The sequence below is a fragment of the Lonsdalea britannica genome (assembly GCF_003515985.1).
Taxonomy (GTDB): domain Bacteria; phylum Pseudomonadota; class Gammaproteobacteria; order Enterobacterales; family Enterobacteriaceae; genus Lonsdalea; species Lonsdalea britannica.
This window is the reverse complement of sequence record NZ_CP023009.1, coordinates 1,253,165-1,278,756: the sequence shown is the minus strand read 5'-3', so window position 1 is coordinate 1,278,756 and position 25,592 is coordinate 1,253,165. Positions and strand designations below refer to the sequence as shown.

Below are 25,592 nucleotides of genomic sequence, written 5' to 3'. Positions count from 1 at the left end.
CGCAGGAAGGATGAGGAAAGGGTGAACTCAACGGTCTGGGTACGGAATAAAAAAACGGGGAAACGATCGTTTCCCCGTTGAGTCATGATGGGCCAGCATGTGGCTTATGCCGGACTGATGCGTCCCGGCGAGAGGCCGGGACACTGACGGGACGGCTCTCTCGTCAGCGATCAGGCCTGCGTTTCGCGCAGACGTTTCGCCGCCTGCACCATGTTAGCCAGTGATTGACGCGTTTCCGGCCAGCCGCGCGTTTTCAGACCACAGTCCGGGTTCACCCACAGGCGATCGGCAGGGACGTATTCCGCGGCTTTGCGCAGCAGCGCTTCAATCCATTCCACGCTTGGGACGTTCGGCGAGTGAATATCGTAAACGCCGGGACCGATTTCGTTCGGGTATTCGAACTCTTCAAACGACTCCAACAGCTCCATGTCGGAACGCGAGGTTTCGATGGTAATCACGTCGGCATCCAGCGCGGCGATGGAATCCATGATGTCGTTGAACTCGCAGTAACACATGTGGGTGTGGATCTGCGTGTCATCCTGAGCAATCGCGGCATTCAGACGGAACGCTTCCACCGCCCACTCCAGATAGGCTTTCCAGTCGGAACGGTGCAGCGGCAGACCTTCACGCAGCGCCGGTTCATCGATCTGGATGATGCCAATGCCGGCTTTTTCCAAATCTTCGACTTCGTCGCGCAGCGCCAACGCAATCTGTTTGGCGATGGTTTCACGGCTCACGTCTTCACGTGGGAATGACCAGCACAGGATGGTCACAGGACCGGTCAGCATGCCTTTTACCGGCTTGCTGGTTAAGGACTGCGCATACTTCGCCCACTCAACGGTGATCGGTTCCGGGCGGCTGATATCACCAATAATGACCGGCGGTTTCACGCAGCGGGAGCCGTAGCTCTGTACCCAACCGTTCTGCGTAAAGACGAAACCATCCAAATGTTCGCCGAAGTACTCCACCATGTCGTTACGCTCGGCTTCGCCGTGCACCAGAACATCCAAATCCAGACGTTCTTGCTCAATGATCGCCTGTTTGACGTGCTCGGCAATACCTGTGCGATAGTTCTGACCATCCAGACGCCCCTGTTTGAAGTCCAGACGCAAACTACGGATTTCAGTGGTTTGCGGGAATGAACCGATGGTCGTCGTCGGCCATGCCGGCAGCTGGAAGCGAGCACGTTGAGCTTCAGCACGCTGCGGATAAGGATGCTGACGCTGACTATCTTTCGCCACAATGGCGGCCAGACGTTTTTCCACCGCCGCATTATGTACGCGGGTAGAAGTACGACGAGCGCGGATTGGCGCACTGTAGGCTTCCAGCGGCTTACCGTCGCCGCTGTTCAGCGCGGTGGTCAACAGTGACAGCTCACTACATTTCTGCAACGCGAAAGCAAACCAGCTTTTCACTTCATCATCGAGACGCGTTTCTACGCTCAGGTCGATCGGACTATGCAGCAGCGAGCAAGAGCTACCGATCCACAGCGTACGTTTGCCCACCAGCGGCTGAAGACGTTCAAACCAGGTGCTGAGGTCAGCACGCCAAACGTTACGGCCATTGATCACGCCGAGAGACAGCACCCAGTCCGCCGGCAGCTGAGCGTTCAGCGCCGCGGCGTCGTCTTTGCCGTGCACCAGGTCAACGTGCAGCCCCTGAACCGGCAGCGCTTTGATGGTATCCAGATTCTGGCCGATGCTATCAAAATAAGTGGTCAGCAGCAGTTTCACCTGACCCTGTAGCGCATCGTAGGCCGGTTGGAATGCCGACAGCCATTTGTCTTCAAGTTCCAGCGCCAGCGCAGGCTCATCGATCTGTACCCATTCGATGCCGCGTTTCGCCAGTTCGCCCAGAACCTGTTTGTAGACCGGCAGGATATCGTTCAGCAGCGACAGGCGATCAAACGCCTCGCCTTTCACTTTGCCCAGCCACAGGTAGGAAACCGGTCCTAACAGGACGGGTTTGACTTTATGACCCAGCGCCAGCGCTTCATCGACTTCATCCAGCAGCTGCGTCCAGGTCAGTTTAAAACTCTGACCCTGAGTAAATTCAGGCACCATGTAGTGGTAGTTGGTATTGAACCACTTGGTCATTTCCGCTGCGGCAGCCGGTTCGCCGGTTGGCGCACGACCACGACCGATGCGGAACAGTGTATCCAGATCGACGGAGCCATCCGCATTCTGGTGGCGCGCCGGCACGTTGCCGAGCAGCAGACTGGTGGTTAATACATGATCGTACCAGGCAAAATCGCCCACCGGCAGCAGGTCCACACCAGCATCCTTTTGTTGCTGCCAGTGACGAGCGCGCAGATCGCGGCCGACAGCCAGCAGTTCTTCCTGGGTCGTGTTCCCTGCCCAATAGCTTTCCTGTGCTTTTTTCAACTCACGACGTAAGCCGACGCGAGGAAAACCGAGAGTATGATTTACAATTGCCATGCTTGAATTCCCATTTAGCCGTCCAGATGTTTACACATCCATAATCCGCAGGTAGTGTAGTCAGCACAAGCGCAATTTATTCACTGTCACTGTGAAGGACTCTCATGATCGAACTTAAACACTTACGGACGCTGCTGGCGCTGCGCAATACAGGATCGTTAGCCGCCGCCGCCGCACAGCTCCATCAAACGCAATCCGCGTTATCGCATCAATTTAGCGATCTGGAACAACGTTTAGGATTCCGGCTATTCGTCCGTAAGAGCCAACCGCTGCGATTCACTCCGCAAGGAGATATTCTGCTGCAGTTGGCGGAGCAGGTGCTGCCGCAAATCCAGCAAGCGTTACAGGCCTGCCACGAGCCTCACCAGGCCACGCTGCGTCTAGCCATCGAATGCCACAGCTGCATTCAGTGGCTGACGCCAGCGCTGGAAAATTTTCATCAGAGCTGGCCGCAGGTCGCCATGGATTTTAAATCCGGCGTGACGTTCGACCCGCAGCCTGCTCTGCAGCAAGGAACGCTGGATCTGGTGATGACTTCAGATATTTTGCCGCGCAGCGGTCTGCACTATTCGCCGATGTTCGACTTCGAAGTCCGACTGGTGCTGTCTCCCGACCATCCGCTGGCGACCAAAGAACAGATCGACCCGGAGGATCTCAGTGAGGAAACGCTGATGATCTATCCCGTGCAGCGCCAGCGTCTGGATATCTGGCGCCACTTCCTGCAGCCCGCGGGCGTCAGCCCGGCGCTGAAGAGTGTAGACAATACGCTGCTACTTATCCAAATGGTGGCGGCCCACATGGGGATCGCCGCGCTGCCGCACTGGGTGGTGGAAAGCTTCGAGCGTCAGGGACTGGTCGTCACCAAAACGCTGGGGAAAGGACTGTGGAGCCGACTGTACGCCGCCGTACGCGATGGCGAGCAGCGTCAGCCGGTCATTGACGCCTTTATTCGTTCGGCGCGTCAGCACGCCTGTTCGCATCTGCCGTTCGTGCGGGACGCTTCACAACCCAACGCTGATGTACCCACAACGACGATAGAATAACGGCCGAGCCGACGATAAAGCTCGGCCAATGCGGTCGTTCCTGCCAAATCGCGAAATTGACCAGCAGGCCCGCCGGAACGTGAAAGTTGTTCATAATCCCCAACGTTCCGGCGTCCACCTGCGTCGCACCGTAGTTCCACATAAAATAGCCTATCCCGGAAGCCCCGATTCCCAGCCATACCAGTACGCCCCACTGCAACGAGGTCGTCGGCAGTTTGTGCGCGTTGCCGAATAGCAGCCAGGCCACCACCGAGACGCCCAGCGCACCGAGATAAAACCACGAGAATGCGCTGTGCTGCGGCATGGGATAGACCTCCATCAGGCGCTTGTAGCCAACCTGTCCGATGGCGAAGAAAATATTGGCCGCCTGCACCAACAACAGACCCCACCAGAACTGTCCGCTGATGCCGTCGTACCGAATCACCGCCGCTCCCGCCACGGCTAACAGCGCACTGAGCGCATATCCCCAGCGCAGGGGTTCCCGTTTCAGAAGATCATAAATCAGCGTCACATACAGCGGCGTCATGACGGTGAATAGCAGGAACTCCGGCACGGAGAGATAGAGATAAGCCTGAAAGGCGAACAGATACATGATGCCGAGCTGGCAGGCGCCCACCAGCAGGTAGAGCAGCAGCGCGCGCGGCGCGTAGCCCCGCCAGCGCAGGAAAGGCAGGAAGATCAGGGCGGCTAGCCCGACACGAATCAGCACCGAAAACCAGCTGTCGACGTGACCCGCCAGATATTCGCCAATCAGGCTGAAGGAAAAGGCCCACAGAATGGTCGTTATGATTAGTAATGGCACGCGATGACTCACTCCAATAGCACTCAACAGGAACCGCTATTGTAAATGAGTTCTACGCGCGATTTTTCACCAATGCGGTTGACAACCGAACAAATAAAGCGCGATTGCCAACCGTCTGTCACACTGAGAACTTAGAACTGCCAGCGCAGCCAAGCGAAAAATACGTTGCCGTTATTGTAGGTTCCAGGAATGTAGGTCGCCTGGAAAGACAATCTCTGATAGCTAACGGAGGCCAGAGGCAACAGCACCGGAATCGGGAGGTAGTTCCAGTTATCTCGAAAAGTGACGCCCGCTGTGAATCCCAGCCCCAAGTGGAAATCAGGATCTGTCATCGGCTGCCAGCGTTTTTCGTAGCCGTAGCCTCCGATCGGTTCCCATTTGTTAAAGGAGTCCTTGAACGCCATCAGGTACAGGCCGTGCCAGTCGCCATCCTCATCCAACCGAGCGACGCCGAAGCCCGCGCCCCAGGGACGCTCATTGTAACTCTCGGCCTTTTCCTTGTCGTACGCCCAGCGGTTATGCCAGGTTATCGCCGGTACATAGAGGTCGTAGGATTGCGGAGAATTCCAAGTCATGGACAGATTGGTTTTGGCGCGTTGCCAGAATCCCGTCCCCGATGACGTCGTTTCCTGCTCGCTCGCATTGACGGAAACATTATTGGAATCGACCTTTTCAGCCATAACAGGCGCCGAGAGGACGGACAACAGAGGTAAACACCGCGAAGGTACAGCTAATTTCAACAACATATCCAGTTCTCAATCACTCATAAAACGCGCGCAGACGCCGTCAAGGCGGTATCCTTTCAGATGTTGCAGCGATAGGGAAAAATAGAAATAACACGTGTGGTCTCAGACAGAAAAAGTCGCGACGCGCTTCAGAAAGATCGCGCCACGAAGGCAGGCGACGCAAAGCGCTTCACCTGAATATAGAGCATCATTCCGAAGTGCGTGAAGAACATACAGGTCGACGACGCTCAAATACCGTCTCCGTATTCAAAGCCGCGAGCACCGTTAAAGTACTGATCCATATCCATGGAGGGTTTATCTGTTTCAGGACGGCCCACAATGCGCGCCGGCACGCCAGCGGCGGTGGTATGAGGGGGGACCGGTTGCAGTACCACGGAACCAGCGCCGATTTTGGCTCCACATCCCACCTCAATATTTCCTAAAATTTTAGCGCCAGCGCCGATCATCACCCCTTCACGGATTTTGGGATGGCGATCGCCGGTGGTTTTGCCGGTCCCGCCCAGCGTGACCGACTGAAGAATTGATACATCGTTTTCCACAACGGCGGTTTCGCCGATGACGATCCCCGTCGCGTGATCCAGCATGATGCCGCAACCGATGCTCGCCGCAGGATGGATATCCACCCCGAAGGAAACGGATATCTGATTTTGAAAGTAGGCCGCCAGCGCCCGGCGATCCTGCAGCCAAAGCCAATGACCAATACGGTAGGCCTGCAACGCGTGAAACCCTTTCAGGTAGAGCAAAGGCGTTGAGTATTTATCCACCGCCGGATCGCGCAGGCAGACGGCCTGAATATCCCGGGCGGCAGAGACAATCATTTGAGGTTCGGCCCGGTAGGCCTCTTCCAGCACTTCGCGGATGGCGATGGCGGGCATGGTGGAGCTGGCCAGCTTGTTTGCCAGCATGTAGCTCATCGCGCTGCCCAGATTCTCGTGTTTCAGCAACGTCGCATGGAAAAAGCTGGCCAGCATGGGTTCACAATCAGCCAGACTGCGCGCCTCATCTTTGATGTTTTTCCAGACCAGCTCTAATTCATCATTCGACATTGCAACCGTCCTCCGAAGTCCATCGCATGCTAAAGTCATGTCTTTTCTGCGCAAGGCAAAACGAGATAGCCGCCGTCAGACGAGGACGATTCGTTTTCCTTGAAAAGGGATTAGCTGGCGCTCTCGTCTTTGCGCGACCGGCCCAGCAGGCTTAGCGCGGCTTCTCGTGCATCTTTACCGCAATAAAGCACCTGCCACAGCTGTTCGGTAATCGGCATCTCGACGTTAAGCCGCGTTGAAAGGGCCATGACCTCTTTCGTATTGCGATAGCCTTCGACAACCTGTCCAATCTGGTCACGGGCCACTTCGACGCTCATCCCCTGCCCCAGCATCATACCGAAACGTCGGTTACGCGACTGATTGTCGGTACAGGTCAGGACCAAATCGCCCAACCCGGCCATCCCCATAAAGGTCGAGGGGTCTGCCCCCAGCGCAACGCCCAGGCGCGTCATCTCGGTCAAGCCACGGGTAATTAACGCCGTACGGGCATTGGCGCCGAAGCCCATCCCATCAGACATTCCCGCGCCGATAGCGATCACGTTTTTCACCGCGCCGCCCAGCTGAACGCCAATAAAGTCCGGATTGCGATAAACCCGGAAACTTTTGCCGCAGTGCAGCAGTTCCTGCAAATCATCGGCAAACTGGCTGTCCGTCGACGCCAGCGCGATAGCGGTAGGCAGGCCGGCAGCCAGCTCTTTGGCGAATGTCGGTCCCGACAGCACCGCCAAAGGTATTGCGTCGCCCAACGCTTCTCGTGCAACGTCCTGTAATAGACGCCCGGTTTCGGCTTCCAGCCCTTTGGTCGCCCAAACGATGCGCGCATCCGCGCGCAGATAAGGCTTAATCTGCCGCAGCACGTCGCCGAACACATGGCTCGGCACGACCACCAGAATATTTTGGCTGGCGGCCACGGCACGCGCCAAATCGCTCTCCAGCAGCAACGTATCCGGAAAAGGCACATCCGGCAGGAACGCCTGGTTGCACCGGGCATCCTGCAACGCCTGCACGTGGACAGGGTCATGTCCCCAGAGCACAACGTTATGGCCGTTGCGCGCCAGTGTGATCGCCAGTGCGGTACCGTAAGAGCCGGCACCGATAACGGTCATGGAAGCGTCAGGCATGTTCATCAGGCATCCAGCTGCGGCGCAGCGGCGCCTTCTTCGGATGCTTGCTGTTCCAGATAGTTCATGAACAGCGCATCAAAGTTGACCGGAGCCAGGTTCAACTGCGGGAAGGTACCGCGGGAAACCAGGCTAGTTATGCATTCACGCGCATACGGGAACAGAACATTCGGGCAGTAAGCGCCCAGACAATGAGCCAGCTGCGGGCCTTCCAGACCGGAAACGGTGAAAATACCCGCCTGCTGAACTTCACACAGGAACGCCGTTTCTTCACCCAGCAGCGCAGTCACCGTAACGCGCAGCACCACTTCGTAGACGTCGTCAGCCAGCTGGCTTGACGCCGTATCCAGATCCAGTTTGACCTCAGGGCTCCACTCTTGTTGAAACACCTGCGGTGCCTTCGGCGCTTCGAAAGAGATATCTTTGGTGTAGATACGCTGGATTTGGAATGAGGTTTCGACGTTGTTGTGTTCGGACATAGTTAAAAATACCTTTTGTTAGATTTCCTTGACGCGCTTCCCTGTCTGCGGAAAGTCAACGCCAGCGCTAAGGGCCCCGCGCCCGGTCAATCATTGCCGCGGGCGCGACGCACGGCCGTCTCTATTACTTGCCGCGAACCAGTGGAAGGTTTTCACCGCTCCAGCCCGCAAGGCCGTCTTTCAGAATCACAACACGGGTAAAGCCCGCGTTAAACAGCTGCTCGGCTGACTGACGAGAGGACATCCCGTTAGCGCAGACCACGATGACGGGCTGAGCCTTGTGCTTTTCGAGTTCGCCCAAGCTACCGTTTTTAATATCGTTAGGTAACAGGTTGATGGAGCTCGCGATGTGTCCACGGCGATACTCTTCACGCGTACGCAGATCCACCACGACCGCATCTTCTTTGTTAATCAGTCGGATCGCTTCTGTACGAGCAACATCCTTTACCTTCGAAAACTTACTCTTAAACGTAAGCACGATGACCAGAACAAGCAACACAACCCAAGCCAGGCTGAGGATCGGGTGTCTGCTAACGAATGGCATGATCTCTTGCATAATGTCTTGCATGAGGTGTAACGACTCCGGAATCAGTTAAGCAATCAATATTGAGGTGTTTGAGTATACCTGCGCGATAGGGCAATTACAGCCTGAAAGCCAATATCGCCGAGTGAATCTGCGCGTAGCTACATAAAAACCCGCCAGAAAACGACACGCGCGATCATTTTATGCGGAGAGTCTTCCACTTATCTATTATTGATCTCATTGCAGCCTGCATCAGCGACTCTCGCACACAGTTAGTAATAGAAACCCTGAGTGAGACAACTGGTCAGCGGCTGTGCATCGTGGAATAATCCATCATCATGAATAAAAGCGCGTTTTCTGTACCGTTAGGGACAACTGACCGCCAACGTCGGCGACTTCGCTACGCCAGTGCATTATGCATTGGCGCTTTGCTGTTGCCGTTCCGCAGCGGGGCCGACGACAGTCAGCAGCAGCTCAAATCTTTGCAGCAAAATATCGCCGCTAAAGAGAAAAGCGTCAAAGAGCAACAACAGCGGCGCAGCGCTTTGCTGGAGCAGTTAAAACGTCAGGAACAGTCTATTTCGCAATCCAGCCGCCAGTTGCGGGAAACACGCGGCACGTTGGAGAAGCTGGCGCAGGAAATTAAAACCCTGAACGCCTCCATCGCCACACTGCAGTCGCGCCAGAAAACGCAGGAGCAACTGCTCTCACAGCAGTTGGATGCGGCTTTTCGTCAAGGTCAGCACAGCGGAATTCAACTCATTTTGAGCGGCGAAGAAAGCCAGCGTCGCGAACGTATTCTGGCGTATTTCGGCTATCTGAATCAGGCCCGTCAGGAATCTATCGTGCATCTGCAGCAAACCCGCACAGACCTCGCCCAGCAAAAAGAAGCGCTCGGCGATCGGCTGGCGCGTCAGCAGAGTTTGCTCAGTGAACAGCAGCAGCAGCAGAAAACGCTGGAGCAGGCTCAGGGCGAACGCCAGAAGACGCTTGGCACACTCGAAAGCACGCTGGAGAAAGATCAGCAGCAACTGACCGAACTGCGTCAAAACGAAACCCGCCTGCGCGACAAAATCGCCCGCGCAGAACGGGAAGCGCGCGCGCGGGCCGAGCGAGAAGCCCGGGAGGCGGCGCGCGTCAGAGAAAAAGAAGATAAGGCGAAACGCAGCGGCACCCGCTATACCCCCACCGACAGCGAACGTTCTCTGATGGCGCGCACCGGCGGACTGGGAAGACCTGATGGACAGGCCGTCTGGCCAATTCGCGGTCAAACCCTGCACCGTTACGGCGAGCCATTGCAGGGCGAACTCCGTTGGAAAGGACTGGTCATCGGCGCGCCGGAAGGCACCGAGGTCAAAGCCATCGCCGACGGCAGCGTGCTAATGGCCGACTGGCTACAAGGATACGGTCTGATGGTGGTGGTTGAGCACGGCAAAGGCGACATGAGCCTGTATGGATATAACCAGAGCGCACTGGTGTCCGTTGGCGACAAGGTCAAGGCAGGACAACCTATTGCGCTCGTCGGCACCAGCGGCGGACAAAGCCAGCCGGCGCTCTATTTTGAAATCAGACGTCAAGGTCAGGCCGTTAACCCACTCCCCTGGTTAGGAAGGTAGTTTTGCGTCCATTCATTTTTCGCGTTATCTCGGCTATTACCCTATGTGGTCTGATGGTTCCCGCCTGGGCAGGCAAACTGTCTATCGTTATCGACGACTTTGGCTACCGCCTCCACAATGAACGTCAGGTGTTGGCCATGCCGACAGCCATTTCCGTCGCGGTATTGCCAAATGCCCCGAACGCGCGCGAGATGGCGACGGAAGCCCACCAGCAGGGCCGCGAAGTCCTGATCCATCTGCCTATGGCGCCGATGAGCAAACAGCCGCTGGAGCGAGACACTTTGCGACCGGACATGAGCAGCGAAGAAATCCAGCGCATTCTGCGTGAAGCGGTCGGTAAAGTGCCCTATGCCGTTGGGCTTAATAACCATATGGGCAGCGCCATGACCGCCAGTCTGCCGGGCATGCAGAAAGTGATGCAGGCCATGACCGTTTACCGGCTCTACTTTCTGGACAGCATGACGATAGGCAGCAGCCAGGCCAGCCGGGCGGCGGAAGGAACAGGCGTCAAAGTCGTCAAACGCAGGGTTTTTCTGGATGATACCCAGAACGAGGCCGACATTCGTCAACAGTTCAGTCGAGCCGTTGAGCTAGCGCGCCGCAACGGTTCCGCCATCGCCATCGGCCATCCGCACCCCAACACCATCCGCGTACTGCAACAAATGTTGCCCACTCTGCCCTCCGATATCGTCTTGGTGCGGCCTAGCCAGCTATTAAACGAGCCTCAGGAACCCCTGAGGTACCGACCTGTGCCGGTCTATACCGCCTCCTCGAAACACTCGTTCCGTCCGCCGCAACTGTGCCGGGCTAAACGCCCGTTGTCGCCGATGCCTCAACCGCAGGTGCTTAGCCAACTTAGCGAGAACATGAGCCACAGCGTGCCCGTCGTTTATCTCAAGCAGCGTTGGCAGACCTGGATGGGCGATCCCATCATCGGTACGCCGCCGGCAGAAAAATAATGCCAGGCTGTCCGCTGGAAAATGAAATGCTATGATAGCGCCCAATAGATAGCGTGAGGCACGGTGCCTCACTTAACAGCTTAGCAAGGGTAATTCCCATGATTATCGTGACTGGCGGCGCCGGTTTCATCGGCAGCAATATCGTGAAAGCGTTGAATGACACGGGTTACCGCGACATTCTGGTAGTTGATAACCTGAAAGACGGCACCAAGTTCGCCAACCTGGCGGATCTGGATATCGCCGACTACATCGATAAAGAAGATTTCATCGCCAATATCGTCGCCGGCGACGATTTGGGTGATATCGAAGCGATTTTCCACGAGGGCGCCTGCTCTTCCACCACCGAGTGGGACGGCAAGTACATGATGGATAACAACTATCAGTACTCCAAAGAGGTGCTGCATTACTGTCTGGAACGCAGCATTCCCTTCCTGTATGCCTCTTCCGCCGCCACCTACGGCGGACGCAGCAACAACTTCGTGGAAGAGCGTCAGTTCGAACAGCCGCTGAATGTTTACGGCTACTCCAAGTTCCTGTTCGATCAGTACGTGCGTGAAATTCTGCCGCACGCGGGCTCCCAGATCTGCGGTTTCCGCTATTTTAACGTCTACGGACCGCGTGAAGGCCATAAAGGCAGCATGGCCAGCGTGGCGTTCCACCTAAACCAGCAGATCCATCAGGGCGAAAATCCGAAGCTGTTCTCTGGTAGCGAAAACTTCAAGCGCGACTTCGTTTATGTCGCCGACGTCGCCGCCGTGAACCTATGGTTCTGGAAGCAGGGCGTCTCCGGTATTTTCAACTGCGGGACCGGCCGTGCTGAGTCATTCCAGGCCGTCGCCGACGCCGTACTGGATTACCACAAAACCGGCAGCGTTGAGTACATTCCCTTCCCGGAAAAACTGCAGGGTCGCTATCAGTCCTACACGCAGGCGGATCTGACCAAACTGCGCGCGGCCGGTTATGACAAACCGTTCCACTCCGTCGCTGAAGGCGTAGCCGACTACATGGCCTGGCTTAACCGCGACGCATAATCCTGCGTGACCGTAGGGGATCTCGAACGGTATGAAAATTCTGGTAATCGGCCCTTCCTGGGTTGGCGACATGATGATGTCGCACAGTCTTTATCGCACACTCAAGGCCGAACACCCGGATGCCGTCATCGACGTGATGGCACCGGCCTGGTGCCGTCCGTTGCTGGCTCGCATGCCGGAAGTCAATCAGGCGCTAGCTATGCCGCTGGGCCACGGCGCGCTGCAACTGGGCGAACGCCGTCGTCTGGGGGTCGCACTTCGCCCCCAGCGCTACGATCGCGCGTACGTCCTGCCCAACTCATTCAAATCCGCGCTGGTGCCGTTCTTCGCGCAGATACCGCAGCGCACCGGCTGGTGCGGCGAAATGCGCTACGGATTGCTGAATGACGTTCGCGTGCTGGACAAAACGGCCTTTCCGCTGATGGTGCAACGTTACGTCGCACTCGGCTATGACGCGAAGACCGTCAACAGCGCGAACGACCTCCCCGCGTCGCTGCCGTGGCCGCAGTTGCAGGTCTCCGAGGCCGAGATTGCGGCGGCCATCGCCGAATTCAGCCTGCCGGACGACCGACCGCTGATCGGATTTTGTCCCGGCGCGGAATTCGGGCCGGCCAAACGCTGGCCTCATTACCACTATGGCGCACTGGCTCAGGCGTTGATCGAACGCGGTTATCAGGTAGCGCTGTTCGGTTCGGCCAACGACCGTCAGGCGGGCGAAGATATTCGCGATACCCTGACGACAGAGGCGAAGACGTCCTGCTTCAATTTGGCGGGGAATACCTCGCTGGATCAGGCCGTCGTACTGCTCGCCGCCTGCCGCGCCGTGGTCAGCAACGACTCCGGGCTCATGCATGTCGCCGCCGCGCTCAACCGGCCGCTCGTCGCCCTTTACGGTCCCAGCAGCCCCGACTTTACGCCGCCACTCTCCAAAGAGGCGGAAGTGATCCGCTTGATAAGCGGCTACCATCGCGTGCGCAAAGGCGATGCGGAGCAGGGTTATCACCAGAGTCTGATCGACATTCAGCCGGAACAGGTATTGAACGCGTTGGGAAAGCAGATGAATGAGCGAGGAGCGCAGGCATGAGAGTGCTGATCGTGAAAACCTCCTCCATGGGAGATGTTCTGCACACCCTTCCCGCGTTGACCGACGCTATGCACGCTGTGCCGGGCATCCAGTTTGACTGGGTGGTAGAAGAGGGATTTGCTCAGATCCCAAGCTGGCATCCGGCCGTTGACCGGGTGATTCCGGTTGCGATTCGCCGCTGGCGCAAAAATTGGTTCAGCGCCGCCGTTCGCCATGAGCGTTCAGCATTCAAGCATCTGCTGCGTTCCCGTCGTTACGACGCGGTCATTGACGCGCAGGGGCTGATCAAAAGCGCGCTGCTGGTCACGCGTCTGGCACGGGGTAACAAGCATGGATTGGACTGGAAGAGCGCCCGCGAGCCGCTAGCCAGCTGGTTTTATCAATACCGTCATCGGGTGGCGCGCGAGCAGCATGCCGTCGAGCGCATTCGTGAACTGTTTTCTATCAGCCTGAACTATCGCCGTCCTACAGATGACGGGGACTACGCGATTGCCGCTAAATTTTTGGCGTCGCCGCCAGAAGACGCCGGGCGTTATCTGGTCTTTCTGCACGCCACCACTCGAGATGAAAAGCACTGGCCGGAAGATCACTGGCGCGAACTGATTGGACGTATGCAAACCAGTGGTCTTCGCATCAAACTGCCGTGGGGAGCGGAACATGAGCATCAGCGCGCGCTGCGGCTCGCGGAGGGTTTCCCGCACGTCGACGTTCTGCCGCGACTTAATCTCGAACAGGTATCCACGGTATTGGCCGGAGCCAAAGCCGTCGTCTCGGTCGACACCGGGCTGAGTCATCTGACGGCGGCGCTCGATCGGCCAAATATTACGCTGTATGGCCCAACGGATCCGGGATTAATTGGGGGATACGGGAAAAATCAAATCGCCGTTGTCTCCCATGATAAAACGATGCGTTCCATAACCAGCGCCGATATTTTTTCCCGTTTGTCGCTCGATCAAAAACATGATTTCTAATTATAAAAAATGACAAATAAGAATATTCCACCTCATCAATGGGATACTTTAATGTCATGTTTAACTTTGATGATACAAAAACAGACGAAAGCAAAATAGGGAGCTGGAGATTCTTCCCAGAAGGTAAATATGTCACTATCGAGCCATAAACCCATTGCGCTATTTTTACTGGTAATCACGTTATTACTATGCTCTTTTTGGGCTATCCCCAGCAGCCTTTTACCTTTCCACCGGAATTTGCTTATTTACAGCGCCTTTGTCTTTTCGTTGTTACTTTTTTTCAAAGACCGACGTTTTTTGCAAAGTTTAGACACAGGTAAATTAAAGCACGTGCTGATTGTATTAGGGGTAATGACCGTCGTGACTTTGTCGTGTGCGCTCTTATTTTCACCCAATCTTCACGACACGCTGAGGGCCTGGCACAGTCAATGGATGAGGCCGCTCATGTTATTTATTTACGGGCTGGCCTTTTATTCTATCATCGCATTTAATTTTCCAAATCTGAGCTACAAAAAACTGATTACCGCCGTTATTTTAAGTTTTTGGGCACCCATATTCCTTCATATCCTGACGATTGCGTATATCTTCGTTAATTCCGGCACCATCATGTGGGGAGAAACTTATATATTTCCATCGCGTCTGGAACTCAGCTTTCAAATCAATTTGATTAGCATCATTATCTTTTCTGATCTGTTGTTACGTATATTGGAAAACCGCAGACTGCTGACGTTAAATACCGGCGTGGTCGTCGCATTGATTATTTCTAACGTCATTGCAACCGGGCTGGCCAATACCCGCTGGGGCACGGTCGGTATGATCTTTGGCATATTATCCATCAGCCTGGTGTTTATCATTAGAAAATTCCACGCGATTAATCTGTGGAAATTAAGCCTCTACGTACTGCTCATTATTTGCACGGTGGTCAGCGTCGGCCTGTTTTCCTACGAAAAAGATCCTCGCTGGAAAAGTATCAGAGAAGATGTCGAAGTGGGCTGGAATGCCCCCAGTAACAGCTTTTGTTTTATCTTTAATAGCCCGGAACGAGTCGTTCCGGTGCATGCGGACGGTACGCCGGTCAGCCACTCGAATGCATGTCGGATGGCCTATGTTCATCAGGCGACAGATTTTATCGTTGAGTATCCGCTGGGCATTGGCACCAGCAAAACGGCATTTTTACAACGGTTGCATGAGAAATATCATAATCCGCTGATCGATATCAGCCACAGCCATAGCGGTATTCTGGAATACGGTCTGCAATACGGCGTTCTTGGGATTTTACTGTGGGTTATGTACAACCTGATGATATTCAAAATATCCATCCGAGCGTTCTTTAAAGAAAACAAGACCATCGGCGTCGTACTGTTACTCCTTTCGAGCGGTTTTTTCTTCCGTTCAATGGTAGACAGAATATTATTAGATCATTATATGGAAGAATATATGTTCCTGAGCGGGTTACTCTTAGGCATTATCGCCTATAAGCCCAGTTCTTCCGGACAAACCGCTAACGATTGAAAGCAAACAGAATATCATTGATAGCAATGATGATATTCTGTTTTTCATTGCACACAGTGTTTTCAAATATATAATAACTTTAGATAAATTATTATTACATACAGGCCAACATGGAAAATATTCGAGAAATTAACAGGGTTGATAAGTCACATATCAAACTGAGCTACGTCACTCACTTTTATTGCAACCAAAGCGATATAGAATCCGTTACCTCACTGCTGCGCGAGTATGAGCAGTACTCCCCCGAGCTGCTGGACGTCATCCAGTTCGTCATCGTCGACGACGGCTCCCCGGTCAGCTACGACATTCCCGAATTCAACCTGAACCTCATCTGGATCAAGATCAACGAGAACATTCCATGGAATCAGGCGGGAGCGCGTAACCTCGGCGTCCTCTACGCCAAGTCCGATAAAATCGTGATGACCGATCTCGACCATATCATCCATGAAAATACGCTGCGCTACATGGCGGACAGACGCAATCCGGGACGCACCTTCTTTAAGCTCTATCGCAACTCGCCGGAAAACCCGCAGAAAATCTACAAAGGCCACTCCAACCTGTTCTTTATGTCCCGCGCCCGATTCATGCGCTTTTTCGGCTACGACGAGGAATTCGCGGGTAACTACGGCGCGGAGGATTATCGCTTCGTGAAATATCAGAAGTACCACGGCTCCATTCAGCGTTATTTATCAAAGAAATACCTGTGTTCAGAAAGGAATGTAAACCGTAATAAGTCATACCACACGTTGGAGCGCGATCTCTCGGCCAACACGCCCGTCGATGATAAAAAGAAACATGAGATCGAGACCTACGGCGAGGAGTTTGGGCACAGCAGGATGTTCCTGAACTTCAGCTGGAGCATCGTGAAAAACGTCCACCGCACGCCGCCAGCACGTAAGAAAAATACGCTCTGGAAACCGATGTGGTGGTTCAGATACCTGTTCGGTTTTCTGGCCCGCTAACTATAACGCCCCTCGACTTTCGTCAGGGGCGTTTTAACTGACCCGAAGGCACCGTCAACGACAGTCGTTGCAGCCAAAGCAGCCTTAATGGCTCACATCGTCAGCCGTCGTCTTTATCCGCTCAATGCGACGCTCGACCTTATCAATCACCTGCTGTGGCTTAATCGCCTCCATCACATGGCCTTGCTGAATCGCGAGATTGTTGGTGGCGCCATAAATCACATCGTGCAAGTCTGGATCCTGATAAGGGCCGGTGCTGTGCGGCTCCGCGGTCACAAACAGGCTAACCGTCGGTACTTTAAGCGCAATGGCAATATGCAGAGGCCCCGTGTCCCCGGTCACCAACACATCCATACCGTTGATCAGCCCCACTAACTCTTTCAGGCTGGACGAACCGATATGGTTGACGATGCGGGAGTGCAGCGCTGGGTTTAGCTGCTGCAACAGTGACTCAGCCAGAGGGCTATCGCCTGACCATCCCGTCAGTGCAATTTGGCAGGTAGAATTCGTGGTAAGAAAATGCTCGGCCACCGCGGCGAAATTCTCCATCGGCCAGCACCGTTCAGACGTCGAGGCACCCATCTGAAAGCCAATTACCGCTCCACGCCCGATGTTATCGGCTGGCGGCACCGCAAAAGGGATGCGCATACTGATATCGCTGACGTCCGCGCCCAACATAGACACCAGCGCCAGCTTGCGCTGAATCACATGGCCACGAAACCCGATGACATATCCCGCCAGCCAGCGATCCATTGGTGTGATTCCGTCAACATAGTTATCACGCAACACATATTTCGCGCCTGACATCACCGCGCTCAGATAATCATAAGGATCGTGTGAATGCAGAATGATGGCCAAATCGGGCATACCGAACTGTTGGATATCCCGAACCAGCTGAGGCAGCGTTTTGATTTTGGTGTTCCAACACACGACGTGCTGCCAATCTTCTCCACCTTCAACGAAGGCTTCCAACTTTTTATGCACCACCAGCGTGATTTTTGACTGGGGGTAGCGCTGACGCACCGCATGGATGGCCGGCGTATTGAACATCAAATCGCCCAGCGCGGTCGTAGAATAGATGACGATGTGGGAGAACGCGCTCTCAGTTATAAGCTGCTGCGCAGGCCGAAGTCGACCGCTGCAACGGGTATACATACGCAAAAACAGATCTACAAGTTTGAATTTCCAGCCTTTCTTCATCTAAACAGCCTTAATTCCCTGATAATATTCCGACAACGTTTTCCCCTTTGTTTTATCTGCCAGCCAGGCGAATAACGCGTCTAAGTCATGGTACAGCGTTTCTATATGCTGCTCTGTAGGAAACGTCGGGCTGCCTCCCGGCATAAATTCCGACGAATGGAGCATAAACTCCACATAGTCATTGCCCTCCGCCAACACCTTTTCCACCACCGATTCCATCTGACGCAAATTGCCGCCTTTAGGCCGTACCCAGTTCACGGAAGCGCTACGCTGTTTTCCACGCAGGCGATCGTACATCCGGGTCATCGCGTTAAGGAAACCACTGTGCTTGTATTGAATGCTCATTGGCACTTCCAGCAACGTGGAGTGGCCCGGCAGTGCAATGTTATTCGGGTCCATGAAGTAAGCGTGGTGCGGGAAACGGCTGTAGTCGGTGCCGCCTTGCCCGTTTGGGTCGCCCGGTGAAAACTGCCAATTCACACGCGGTGTAACGGAACAGTCAATCTCATAGCCGTATTCCATCAACAACTGAACGTAGTCTTCATTCAATGCCCAGCGGCCAGAACGATGGCTGCGGATTTTACGCTGGAACGTATCTTCGAGTAACGACGTCATGTACTCGATTTTCTGTCGCATCAGCGCTTTAGGGTATTCAATCAGATAAGGTTTATAGCGCCAATCATCCCCGGTCAGGTCAAACTCAGGCGGATTATTCCAGGCATGCAGATGCATCCCCACCTCTCCTTGGTCTCGGGCGATGACATCTCTGGCGAACTCGATGTACGCGGGATCTAAAGCCATCTCGTAATTCGTTAACCAAGTTGGTTTGAAACCGTATTTTTCACAGAGCTGCTGAAACCGCGGCAAATAATGAGAATTTCTTGTCGTAATCCTGTCATTATTTTGCCAAAGATTGTCTCCTTCCGTGTCGATCGTGATGATAAATGCTGGTTTACACATGGAAATAGCGCCTGATAATCTAAGGACATGACGTGACGTAAGTCGGTGACGCGGAAAGCCTAAACCGCGACTGTCGCCGTGAAAAGTAATTATTGTAACCGAAGATGTTGCTACACAGGTTAAATGGATAACCAAGTTCGTCGGGGATCAATAGTAGCCACTCATAGCGATGTCATCTAAAATCGCCTTCTGCTTGCAATGAGAAACGCCGCTGATGAATCACGCCACAGCCCATGCCGTCAGGCATATTCTGCTGATAAAATTTCGCCATCATGGCGACATGCTGTTAACCACCCCGGTTATCAACACCCTGAGTCAAACCTATCCGGATGCCCAAATTGATGTTCTGCTGTACCTTGAAACGCAGGACATGCTGGTCGCCAATCCACGCATCCATCATATTTACGCTATCGATCGCCAATGGAAAAAACAGGGGCTGCGCACCCAGCTCAGCAAAGAGTGGCAGTTGATCAGCCAGCTGCGTCATCAGCATTACGATCTCGTTATCAACCTGGCCGATCAGTGGCGAAGCGCCTTGATAGCGAAACTCACCGGCGCGCCGATTAGGCTGGGGTTCGATTTCGATAAACGTCAGCATCTGCTGTGGCGCTACTGCCACAGCGCTTTAGCCAGCACGGCGCCGCATGCGCACCAGCACACCGTGGAGCAAAACCTCTCTATTCTTTCGCCGCTGGGGATTTCCTCCGTCAGCACGCAGGTCACGATGGGCTATACCGCCGAAGACTGGGCGCAGTGTCAGGAAAAGCTGCGACAGCAGCAGGTCGACGGCCCTTACATCGTCGTCCAGCCCACCTCGCGTTGGCTGTTCAAGTGCTGGAGCGAAGAGAAGATGGCAGCGGCGATTTCCGCACTGCAGCAGGACGGACACACCGTCGTCGTGACATCCGGGCCGGATGCTAAAGAACAACAGATGGTCTCCAATATTCTCGCCCGCTGTCCGGCCGAGGGGGTCATCTCGCTGTCAGGTCAGCTGACGTTGCGCCAGCTGGCGGCGCTCATCGACCACGCTCGCCTGTTTCTGGGCGTTGATTCCGTCCCCATGCATATGGCCGCCGCCCTGCAAACGCCCAGCATCGCCCTATTTGGCCCTTCGAAACTTCATTTTTGGCGTCCCTGGCAGGCACCGGGAGAAGTGATCTGGGCCGGCGACTACGGCACGCTGCCCGACCCGGATGATATCGATACCGGGACACAACAACGTTACCTTGACCTGATCCCCGTTGAGGCGGTCACGGCCGCGGCACGGAGACAACTATCATGAGTCATTTTCGCCTCGCCATTGTGCGGCAGAAATATCGGCCGGACGGCGGCGCCGAACGCTTTGTGAGCCGTGCGCTGGAAGCGCTGGAAGAGGAAGATTTACAGCTGAACGTCATCACGCGTCAGTGGCAGGGTGAAAAGAAGCCGGACTGGCATTTGCACCTGTGTAATCCTCGCTACTGGACCAGAGTCGGACGTGAGCGTGGATTTGCCGACGCTGCCCGCGCGCTGTGGCAGCAAGAACAGTTCGATTTGGTACAAAGTCACGAGCGCATCGCAGGATGCGACATTTATCGGGCTGGTGACGGCGTTCATCGTCGCTGGCTGATGCAGCGCGCGCGTTTGCTGCCCGCCTGGCGCAAACCGCTGCTTTTCTCCAACCGCTTCCATCGCTACGTCATGCAGGCGGAGGGCGAGATGTATCGGGCGCCGCAGCTAAAAGCGGTCATCTGTAACGCAGAACTGATTAAACAGGAAATTATCGAAGATTTCGGGCTCAGCGCAGACAAGATCCACGTAATTTACAACGCTATCGACAGCACGCGCTTTTTACCCGCTGAAGAGTCGCAGCGCCGGGCAATGCGCGTCGCTCTGACGCTGCCGCAGGACGCCTGCGTGATGGTCTACGTCGGCTCAGGCTTCGAACGTAAAGGACTGGCGGCGGCCATCCGGGCCATTGCCGGAACGAACCGCTACCTGATCGTTGTCGGGCAGGATAAGGCTGAACGTCAATACCGGGCGCTGGCCGCATCGCTGGGATGCGAGTCGAGAGTACGCTTTACCGGTATGCAGAAAGATCCACAGCCTTACTATCATGCCGCCGACGGTCTGCTGCTGCCTACGCTCTACGACCCCTTCCCCAACGTGATTCTGGAAGCGATGGCCTGCGGGCTGCCGGTCATCACGACAACGACCTGCGGCGGATCGGAGTTTATCCGAGGCGGAGAAAATGGTTTCGTCTGCGATGCGCTAGACGTCCCTGCGCTGACCGATGCCGTTATGGCGCTGCCCGCCGCCGCACCCGGCAGCCGCATGGGCGCCGCGGCGCGCGCGCGCATTATCGACGCGTCGCCGCAGAAGCTCTCTCAGCAGCTGATATCGCTCTATCAAACCTTATTGGACTAACGCATGCGTATCTTAATGATCATCGACGGTCTGCCCGGCTGCGGCGCAGAAAAAGTGGTGTTGACGCTGGCGGCGGGCCTGGTCGCTCAACAGCACCAGGTTTCGCTTTTTTCGCTGCGCGACGTCTGCGAATACCCGGTGCCCGAAGGCGTGGATTATCAGACGATCGCCGACCACAGCCGTGCGCCCTGGCGCAAGCTCACCGAACTGCGCCGTCGCGCCGCGATGCTGGATACGGCAATCCAACGTGCGCAAACGCAGCAGGGTGCGTTCGACCTGGTGTTGTCAAACCTGCACAAGACCGACCGTATTGTGTCCCGCAGCAAGGCGCTGAATCCCGACAACGTCTGGTTCTGCCTGCACGGCATGTTTTCCCCGTCTTATCTCGGCCATCGAACCGGCCTTTCCCGCTGGTTCAAACGCGTTAAGATTCAGCGGGTCTACCAGCAGCGCAACATCGTTGCGGTATCCCAGGCGGTACTGTCGGATTTACAAAACGCCTTCCAGGTCCGCCCATCAGATGCGGCGGTTATCAACAATCCATTTGATTTTGAGGCGATCGCCGCACTTGCTGACCAGCCGTGCGAACGCGCGGGGACAGATTATCTGGTGCACGTCGGCCGCTTTCATCCCAATAAACGTCATGACCGCCTGATCCGCGCCTACGCGCTGAGCGGTATCGAGATACCGCTGGTGCTGCTGGGTAAAGGTAAGGACGAGGAAGTTCAGCGCATACGACAATTGGCCACCGAGTTGGGCGTGGCCGATCGCGTTATCTTTCAAGGATTCTGCGACAACCCTTACCCTTATATCCGCCATGCCCGCCTGCTGGTGTTGAGCTCTGACAGCGAAGGCTTCGGCAACGTACTGGTTGAAGCGCTAAGCTGCGGAACGCCGGTCGTCAGCACCCGCTGCCCCGGAGGGCCGGAAGAAATCCTGACCGGTCCACTGGCCCAGGGTCTGGCGGAGTTGTCCGACGACTCGCTGGCGGCAACGCTAAAATCGGTACTGGACTCTCCGCCGGAAATTGATAAGGCGCAGCTCGAGCGCTACCGCATTGACGCTATATGCGGAGCCTATCTCGCTCTCGGAACGCGTTAACCGTCCCACTCCTTGCGATAATGGCAAAGCGGCCGTGACGGGCCGCTCACACTCTTACGTCGCAGCCGCGACGTGAAGCAAAGTGACTCTCCCCCGCTTTATTCACATTGCGACGTCTCCCTTCGTGCTTTCAGGTGGTATCTGGATTTATCTGAAAGAGAGAGATATAACGCCCTTCCGGCTCAGCACCGACGGGCCGGCATTGTTCACAGAAAAATAGGCAAATAGAGACCTATTCTGTTTCATTTTTTTCATCGGAAGAAAATAGGCTGTGATGGGAAATCATATTGAGGACAGTTAAAGCGCTATTTTTTGCGATTAGCTTTCCCCTGAAAGAGATTTCACCTCGGAAAAATAAGAAAAGAGGGCAAAAAGAAAGCGTTCTTGTTTCCGTATTTCAACGGAGAATTATCGCTTATCACCTAGGCTAGGCAAAGTAGACGGCTTCTTTTTATAACAAATAAAAATGATATATTTTTACTATAATTCAGTTAGTTATATATTATATTCACGGAAGTCCATCTCCGATTCACCATCAAATGACCCATAGCGAGATAGCTAAATTCAGGCATGGTAATACGCTCATGACGAGAAGAAAAAAGACGAAAAAATTTTCGACGCCTTATTTTATGATGACCAATAAAAACGGGGTATGTCGTCTGAATGAGCGAACAGAGATGCGTTAAAAAATAATCATGAAACACAGAATATGCGCGCCTATTTATGGAATCTTATTTCCGATAATGACGATTTTCAATGACGCCAGCATGGCGTTATTAATTGACCGTATATTTTCGTGCACCATTTTCGAATTTTATTTATATAAATTATATAATTTTTCGCATAACATTCTCGTAAGGAAACTGACGACATGACCTATCGTAAAAACCAATCATTACAGCGAGTTACGCTCAAATGGCGGCAAAGTGTAATCGTTGCAACATACTGATGTAATTAGCATTACACTGACCTCCGAAAAAAAGAGATATCGCGGCCCCTGTTATCGTAAGTGATAGATTTAGCGGCTATAAATATATAGAATTCGCTATCTCTGACTTAAATATAGATACTTATGTTACAGCTGCTGTATACCTTTCTGCTTTACCTTATCCAGCCCTTGATCTGGATCCGTCTTTGGCTCCGCGGCCGTAAAATCCCTGCCTATCGCAAACGCTGGGGCGAACGTTACGGCTTCTACAAAGACACGGTAAAACCGGAAGGTATCCTGCTGCACTCTGTCTCCGTGGGAGAAACACTGGCTGCCGTACCGCTGGTGAGAGCCTTACGCTACCGCTACCCGTCGCTGCCCATCACGGTCACCACCATGACGCCGACCGGCTCTGAACGCGCGCAATCCGCCTTCGGCAAAGACGTGTACCACGTCTATCTGCCCTACGATTTACCGGGGGCGATGAAGCGCTTTCTGAATCACGTTCAGCCTCGGCTGGTGATTGTGATGGAGACCGAGCTTTGGCCCAATATGATCGATGCTCTGCATCAGCGTCACATTCCGCTGGTCATCGCCAACGCCCGTCTTTCCGAACGCTCCGCCGCCGGCTACAAAAAGCTGGGCAAACTGATGCGCACCCTGCTGCGACGCATTACGCTGATCGCCGTTCAGAATGCGGAAGACGGCGAGCGGTTTATTTCATTAGGCCTCAAACGTAAACAGCTGAACGTCACCGGCAGCCTGAAATTCGATATCTCCGTCACGCCAGAACTGGCGGCGAAAGCCGTGACGCTGCGCCGTCAATGGGCCTCACAGCGCCCGGTGTGGATCGCCGCCAGTACCCACGACGGCGAAGAGAAAATCATCGTCGACGCGCACTGCGAGCTGCTAAAGACCTTCCCCAACCTGCTGCTGATTCTGGTGCCGCGCCATCCAGAGCGTTTCAACGACGCCAAGACAATCGTCAGCAAAGCCGGTCTCGACTATACCCTGCGCAGCGAAGGCGCGATTCCGCCCGCCTCATCGCAGGTCGTGATTGGCGATACGATGGGTGAACTGATGCTGCTATACGGTATTGCCGACCTCGCCTTTGTCGGCGGCAGCCTGATTGGACGCGGCGGCCATAACCCGCTGGAGCCCGCAGCCCATGCCATCCCGGTGCTGATGGGCCCGCATACGTTTAACTTCAAAGATATATGCGCCCGATTGCAGCAGTCCGACGGACTGATCACGGTGACAGACACCGCTTCGCTGGTCGAACAGGTCAGTAATCTTCTCTCCGACGATGACTATCGCCAGTATTACGGCCGTCACGCGGTACAGGTGCTGCATAAAAATCAGGGCGCGCTACAAAGTCTGCTAAAACTACTGGAACCCTATCTACCGCCACGGAGACAATAATGAGCCACCCTCGCCTGTCCGTCGTGCTTATCAGCCGCAATGAGGCTGAACTACTGCCGGACTGTCTGGCCTCTGTCTCCTGGGCGGACGAAATCATCGTTCTGGACTCCGGTAGCAGCGATGACACGCAGGCGATCGCGCGTCAGTTCGGCGCACAGGTATTCGAACATGACGACTGGCCGGGCTTCGGTCGGCAACGTCAGCGGGCGCAAAGCTACGCCAGCGGCGACTATATCTTCATGATCGACTGTGATGAGCGCGTAACGCCTGAGTTGAGACTCGCCATTGAGCGCGTGCTCGCATCACCCGACGGGAAAACGGTCTATCGCTGCGCTCGCCGCAATCTGTTTTTAGGTCGCTTTATGCGCCACAGCGGCTGGTATCCCGACGAGGTAATTCGCCTTTATCCGCGCCACTATCGCTATAACGATAACGCGGTGCATGAGTCGCTGGACTATGGCGACGCGCGCGTCGTTTCGCTGGCAGGCGATCTCCAGCATCTCACCTGTCGGGATTTTTTCGCCTTTCAACAAAAGCAGTTTGATTACGCCGCCAGCTGGGCGCAGTCGCGTTTCCAGGCGGGTAAACGCTGCAGCTACCTGTCCATCCTGACCCATACGCTCGGCGCTTTCGCCAAGACCTGGCTGTTGCGCGCAGGCTTTCTGGACGGCAAGCGCGGACTGCTGCTGGCGATAGTCAATGCGCAGTACACGTTTAATAAATATACTGGCTTATGGGCACTGAATAACCAGCGTAAACATCATGACGACTAGAGCGATCTACCCCGGCACCTTCGACCCGTTGACCAATGGCCATCTCGACCTGCTGACCCGTGCCGCCCGGATGTTCGACCACTTGATCCTGGCGATAGCCGCGAGCCCCAGCAAAAATACGCTGTTCACGCTGGAAGAACGCGTTGCGCTAGCGCGCGAAGTGACGAGTCATCTGACTAACGTCGAAGTGATGGGATTTAGCGAACTGATGGCGCATTTTGCTCAGAAGCATCAGGCGAATATTTTGGTGCGCGGACTGCGGGCGGTATCGGACTTCGAGTATGAGTGGCAGTTGGCGAAGATGAACACGCACCTGATGCCCGAGCTGGAGAGCGTGTTCCTGATGCCTGCGGAGCAGTGGTCCTTTATTTCGTCCACCCTGGTGAAAGAAGTCGCCCGACACGGCGGCGACATCGATCCGTTTCTCCCTCCGCCCATCTCGGCAGCCCTGCAGAAAAAGCTGGCCTGA

At 54.9% G+C, this 25,592-nt stretch carries 23 protein-coding genes; 14 read left to right on the top strand and 9 right to left on the bottom strand.

Annotated features, from left to right (window positions below):
• Positions 1 to 170 precede the first annotated feature (170 nt).
• Positions 171 to 2,438, bottom strand: coding sequence for a 5-methyltetrahydropteroyltriglutamate--homocysteine S-methyltransferase (metE, locus tag CKQ53_RS06020; protein WP_094117871.1), 2,268 nt, complete (start codon positions 2,436 to 2,438; stop codon positions 171 to 173).
• Between the two features lie 104 nt (positions 2,439 to 2,542).
• On the opposite strand from metE, the gene metR reads away from it, so the two are divergent.
• On the top strand, positions 2,543 to 3,481 hold the full coding sequence (metR, locus tag CKQ53_RS06015) for an HTH-type transcriptional regulator MetR (protein ID WP_085650772.1): 939 nt from the start codon (positions 2,543 to 2,545) through the stop codon (positions 3,479 to 3,481).
• Here metR and CKQ53_RS06010 read toward each other — a convergent pair.
• The 6 genes from CKQ53_RS06010 to CKQ53_RS05985 all read right to left on the bottom strand — a co-directional run bounded on the left by CKQ53_RS06010 (position 3,384) and on the right by CKQ53_RS05985 (position 8,234).
• A complete protein-coding gene (locus CKQ53_RS06010; protein WP_118894767.1) occupies positions 3,384 to 4,283 on the bottom strand; it encodes a carboxylate/amino acid/amine transporter in 900 nt (299 codons plus the stop codon). The genes metR and CKQ53_RS06010 overlap by 98 nt on opposite strands.
• Positions 4,284 to 4,414: 131 nt before the next feature.
• On the bottom strand, positions 4,415 to 5,029 hold the full coding sequence (gene pagP / locus CKQ53_RS06005) for a lipid IV(A) palmitoyltransferase PagP (RefSeq protein ID WP_118894765.1): 615 nt from the start codon (positions 5,027 to 5,029) through the stop codon (positions 4,415 to 4,417).
• A gap of 227 nt (positions 5,030 to 5,256) precedes the next feature.
• Positions 5,257 to 6,075: a serine O-acetyltransferase gene (gene cysE, locus CKQ53_RS06000; RefSeq protein WP_085650769.1), complete on the bottom strand. Its 819-nt coding sequence runs from the start codon at positions 6,073 to 6,075 to the stop codon at positions 5,257 to 5,259.
• Positions 6,076 to 6,185: 110 nt separating this feature from the next.
• The gene (gene gpsA, locus CKQ53_RS05995) at positions 6,186 to 7,202 is read right to left on the bottom strand and encodes an NAD(P)H-dependent glycerol-3-phosphate dehydrogenase (RefSeq protein ID WP_085650768.1); all 1,017 of its coding nucleotides are present in this window, start codon (positions 7,200 to 7,202) and stop codon (positions 6,186 to 6,188) included.
• Positions 7,202 to 7,675, bottom strand: coding sequence for a protein-export chaperone SecB (gene secB, locus CKQ53_RS05990; RefSeq protein WP_026738436.1), 474 nt, complete (start codon positions 7,673 to 7,675; stop codon positions 7,202 to 7,204). The genes gpsA and secB overlap by 1 nt, the downstream gene beginning before the upstream one ends.
• 124 nt (positions 7,676 to 7,799) lie before the next feature.
• Positions 7,800 to 8,234 (bottom strand): rhodanese-like domain-containing protein, encoded by a 435-nt coding sequence (locus CKQ53_RS05985; protein ID WP_176223460.1) that lies wholly within the window; start codon positions 8,232 to 8,234, stop codon positions 7,800 to 7,802.
• A 302-nt stretch (positions 8,235 to 8,536) separates the two neighbouring features.
• Between CKQ53_RS05985 and envC the strand changes: the two genes are divergently transcribed.
• The 7 genes from envC (at position 8,537) to CKQ53_RS05950 (ending at position 16,333) form a co-directional block, all read left to right on the top strand.
• Complete coding sequence (gene envC / locus CKQ53_RS05980) at positions 8,537 to 9,814, top strand: murein hydrolase activator EnvC (protein WP_118894763.1); 1,278 nt, start codon at positions 8,537 to 8,539, stop codon at positions 9,812 to 9,814.
• A 53-nt stretch (positions 9,815 to 9,867) separates the two neighbouring features.
• Positions 9,868 to 10,773, top strand: coding sequence for a divergent polysaccharide deacetylase family protein (locus tag CKQ53_RS05975; RefSeq protein WP_094117956.1), 906 nt, complete (start codon positions 9,868 to 9,870; stop codon positions 10,771 to 10,773).
• A 98-nt stretch (positions 10,774 to 10,871) separates the two neighbouring features.
• Complete coding sequence (gene rfaD / locus CKQ53_RS05970; RefSeq protein WP_085650766.1) at positions 10,872 to 11,804, top strand: ADP-glyceromanno-heptose 6-epimerase; 933 nt, start codon at positions 10,872 to 10,874, stop codon at positions 11,802 to 11,804.
• A 31-nt stretch (positions 11,805 to 11,835) separates the two neighbouring features.
• Positions 11,836 to 12,888, top strand: coding sequence for an ADP-heptose--LPS heptosyltransferase RfaF (gene rfaF / locus CKQ53_RS05965; RefSeq protein ID WP_118894761.1), 1,053 nt, complete (start codon positions 11,836 to 11,838; stop codon positions 12,886 to 12,888).
• On the top strand, positions 12,885 to 13,859 hold the full coding sequence (gene rfaC / locus CKQ53_RS05960) for a lipopolysaccharide heptosyltransferase RfaC (protein ID WP_094117873.1): 975 nt from the start codon (positions 12,885 to 12,887) through the stop codon (positions 13,857 to 13,859). The genes rfaF and rfaC overlap by 4 nt, the downstream gene beginning before the upstream one ends.
• 444 nt (positions 13,860 to 14,303) lie before the next feature.
• Positions 14,304 to 15,371, top strand: a complete 1,068-nt coding sequence (locus CKQ53_RS05955; RefSeq protein ID WP_162896329.1) for an O-antigen ligase family protein — start codon at positions 14,304 to 14,306, stop codon at positions 15,369 to 15,371.
• A 110-nt stretch (positions 15,372 to 15,481) separates the two neighbouring features.
• A complete protein-coding gene (locus tag CKQ53_RS05950) occupies positions 15,482 to 16,333 on the top strand; it encodes a glycosyltransferase family A protein (protein WP_085650762.1) in 852 nt (283 codons plus the stop codon).
• A gap of 84 nt (positions 16,334 to 16,417) precedes the next feature.
• On the opposite strand, the gene CKQ53_RS05945 is transcribed toward CKQ53_RS05950, so the two are convergent.
• Positions 16,418 to 17,533, bottom strand: coding sequence for a glycosyltransferase family 9 protein (locus CKQ53_RS05945; RefSeq protein ID WP_094117875.1), 1,116 nt, complete (start codon positions 17,531 to 17,533; stop codon positions 16,418 to 16,420).
• A complete protein-coding gene (locus CKQ53_RS05940) occupies positions 17,534 to 18,493 on the bottom strand; it encodes a polysaccharide deacetylase family protein (RefSeq protein ID WP_094117876.1) in 960 nt (319 codons plus the stop codon).
• A 211-nt stretch (positions 18,494 to 18,704) separates the two neighbouring features.
• On the opposite strand from CKQ53_RS05940, the gene rfaQ reads away from it, so the two are divergent.
• From rfaQ to coaD, 6 genes are all read left to right on the top strand, one after another.
• The gene (gene rfaQ / locus CKQ53_RS05935; protein WP_094117877.1) at positions 18,705 to 19,775 is read left to right on the top strand and encodes a putative lipopolysaccharide heptosyltransferase III; all 1,071 of its coding nucleotides are present in this window, start codon (positions 18,705 to 18,707) and stop codon (positions 19,773 to 19,775) included.
• Complete coding sequence (locus tag CKQ53_RS05930) at positions 19,772 to 20,899, top strand: glycosyltransferase family 4 protein (RefSeq protein ID WP_085650758.1); 1,128 nt, start codon at positions 19,772 to 19,774, stop codon at positions 20,897 to 20,899. Before rfaQ ends, CKQ53_RS05930 begins: the two co-directional genes overlap by 4 nt.
• Before the next feature lie 3 nt (positions 20,900 to 20,902).
• Entirely contained in the window at positions 20,903 to 22,000 is a 1,098-nt protein-coding gene (locus CKQ53_RS05925; RefSeq protein ID WP_094117878.1) for a glycosyltransferase, read from the top strand.
• Between the two features lie 1,072 nt (positions 22,001 to 23,072).
• Positions 23,073 to 24,350: a lipid IV(A) 3-deoxy-D-manno-octulosonic acid transferase gene (waaA, locus tag CKQ53_RS05920; protein WP_085650756.1), complete on the top strand. Its 1,278-nt coding sequence runs from the start codon at positions 23,073 to 23,075 to the stop codon at positions 24,348 to 24,350.
• Positions 24,350 to 25,123 (top strand): glycosyltransferase family 2 protein, encoded by a 774-nt coding sequence (locus CKQ53_RS05915; RefSeq protein WP_094117879.1) that lies wholly within the window; start codon positions 24,350 to 24,352, stop codon positions 25,121 to 25,123. Before waaA ends, CKQ53_RS05915 begins: the two co-directional genes overlap by 1 nt.
• The gene (gene coaD, locus CKQ53_RS05910) at positions 25,113 to 25,592 is read left to right on the top strand and encodes a pantetheine-phosphate adenylyltransferase (RefSeq protein WP_026738452.1); all 480 of its coding nucleotides are present in this window, start codon (positions 25,113 to 25,115) and stop codon (positions 25,590 to 25,592) included. Before CKQ53_RS05915 ends, coaD begins: the two co-directional genes overlap by 11 nt.

What these genes read in the sequence shown, in the direction of transcription:
- metE (WP_094117871.1), bottom strand. Translation starts at nt 2,438, where the DNA reads ATGGCAATTGTAAATCATACTCTCGGTTTTCCTCGCGTCGGCTTACGT.
- metR (WP_085650772.1), top strand. Translation starts at nt 2,543, where the DNA reads ATGATCGAACTTAAACACTTACGGACGCTGCTGGCGCTGCGCAATACA.
- pagP (WP_118894765.1), bottom strand. Translation starts at nt 5,029, where the DNA reads ATGTTGTTGAAATTAGCTGTACCTTCGCGGTGTTTACCTCTGTTGTCC.
- cysE (WP_085650769.1), bottom strand. Translation starts at nt 6,075, where the DNA reads ATGTCGAATGATGAATTAGAGCTGGTCTGGAAAAACATCAAAGATGAG.
- gpsA (WP_085650768.1), bottom strand. Translation starts at nt 7,202, where the DNA reads ATGAACATGCCTGACGCTTCCATGACCGTTATCGGTGCCGGCTCTTAC.
- secB (WP_026738436.1), bottom strand. Translation starts at nt 7,675, where the DNA reads ATGTCCGAACACAACAACGTCGAAACCTCATTCCAAATCCAGCGTATC.
- envC (WP_118894763.1), top strand. Translation starts at nt 8,537, where the DNA reads ATGAATAAAAGCGCGTTTTCTGTACCGTTAGGGACAACTGACCGCCAA.
- CKQ53_RS05975 (WP_094117956.1), top strand. Translation starts at nt 9,868, where the DNA reads ATGGTTCCCGCCTGGGCAGGCAAACTGTCTATCGTTATCGACGACTTT.
- rfaD (WP_085650766.1), top strand. Translation starts at nt 10,872, where the DNA reads ATGATTATCGTGACTGGCGGCGCCGGTTTCATCGGCAGCAATATCGTG.
- rfaF (WP_118894761.1), top strand. Translation starts at nt 11,836, where the DNA reads ATGAAAATTCTGGTAATCGGCCCTTCCTGGGTTGGCGACATGATGATG.
- rfaC (WP_094117873.1), top strand. Translation starts at nt 12,885, where the DNA reads ATGAGAGTGCTGATCGTGAAAACCTCCTCCATGGGAGATGTTCTGCAC.
- CKQ53_RS05955 (WP_162896329.1), top strand. Translation starts at nt 14,304, where the DNA reads ATGTTATTTATTTACGGGCTGGCCTTTTATTCTATCATCGCATTTAAT.
- CKQ53_RS05950 (WP_085650762.1), top strand. Translation starts at nt 15,482, where the DNA reads ATGGAAAATATTCGAGAAATTAACAGGGTTGATAAGTCACATATCAAA.
- CKQ53_RS05945 (WP_094117875.1), bottom strand. Translation starts at nt 17,533, where the DNA reads ATGAAGAAAGGCTGGAAATTCAAACTTGTAGATCTGTTTTTGCGTATG.
- CKQ53_RS05940 (WP_094117876.1), bottom strand. Translation starts at nt 18,493, where the DNA reads ATGTGTAAACCAGCATTTATCATCACGATCGACACGGAAGGAGACAAT.
- CKQ53_RS05930 (WP_085650758.1), top strand. Translation starts at nt 19,772, where the DNA reads ATGAGTCATTTTCGCCTCGCCATTGTGCGGCAGAAATATCGGCCGGAC.
- CKQ53_RS05925 (WP_094117878.1), top strand. Translation starts at nt 20,903, where the DNA reads ATGCGTATCTTAATGATCATCGACGGTCTGCCCGGCTGCGGCGCAGAA.
- waaA (WP_085650756.1), top strand. Translation starts at nt 23,073, where the DNA reads ATGTTACAGCTGCTGTATACCTTTCTGCTTTACCTTATCCAGCCCTTG.
- CKQ53_RS05915 (WP_094117879.1), top strand. Translation starts at nt 24,350, where the DNA reads ATGAGCCACCCTCGCCTGTCCGTCGTGCTTATCAGCCGCAATGAGGCT.
- coaD (WP_026738452.1), top strand. Translation starts at nt 25,113, where the DNA reads ATGACGACTAGAGCGATCTACCCCGGCACCTTCGACCCGTTGACCAAT.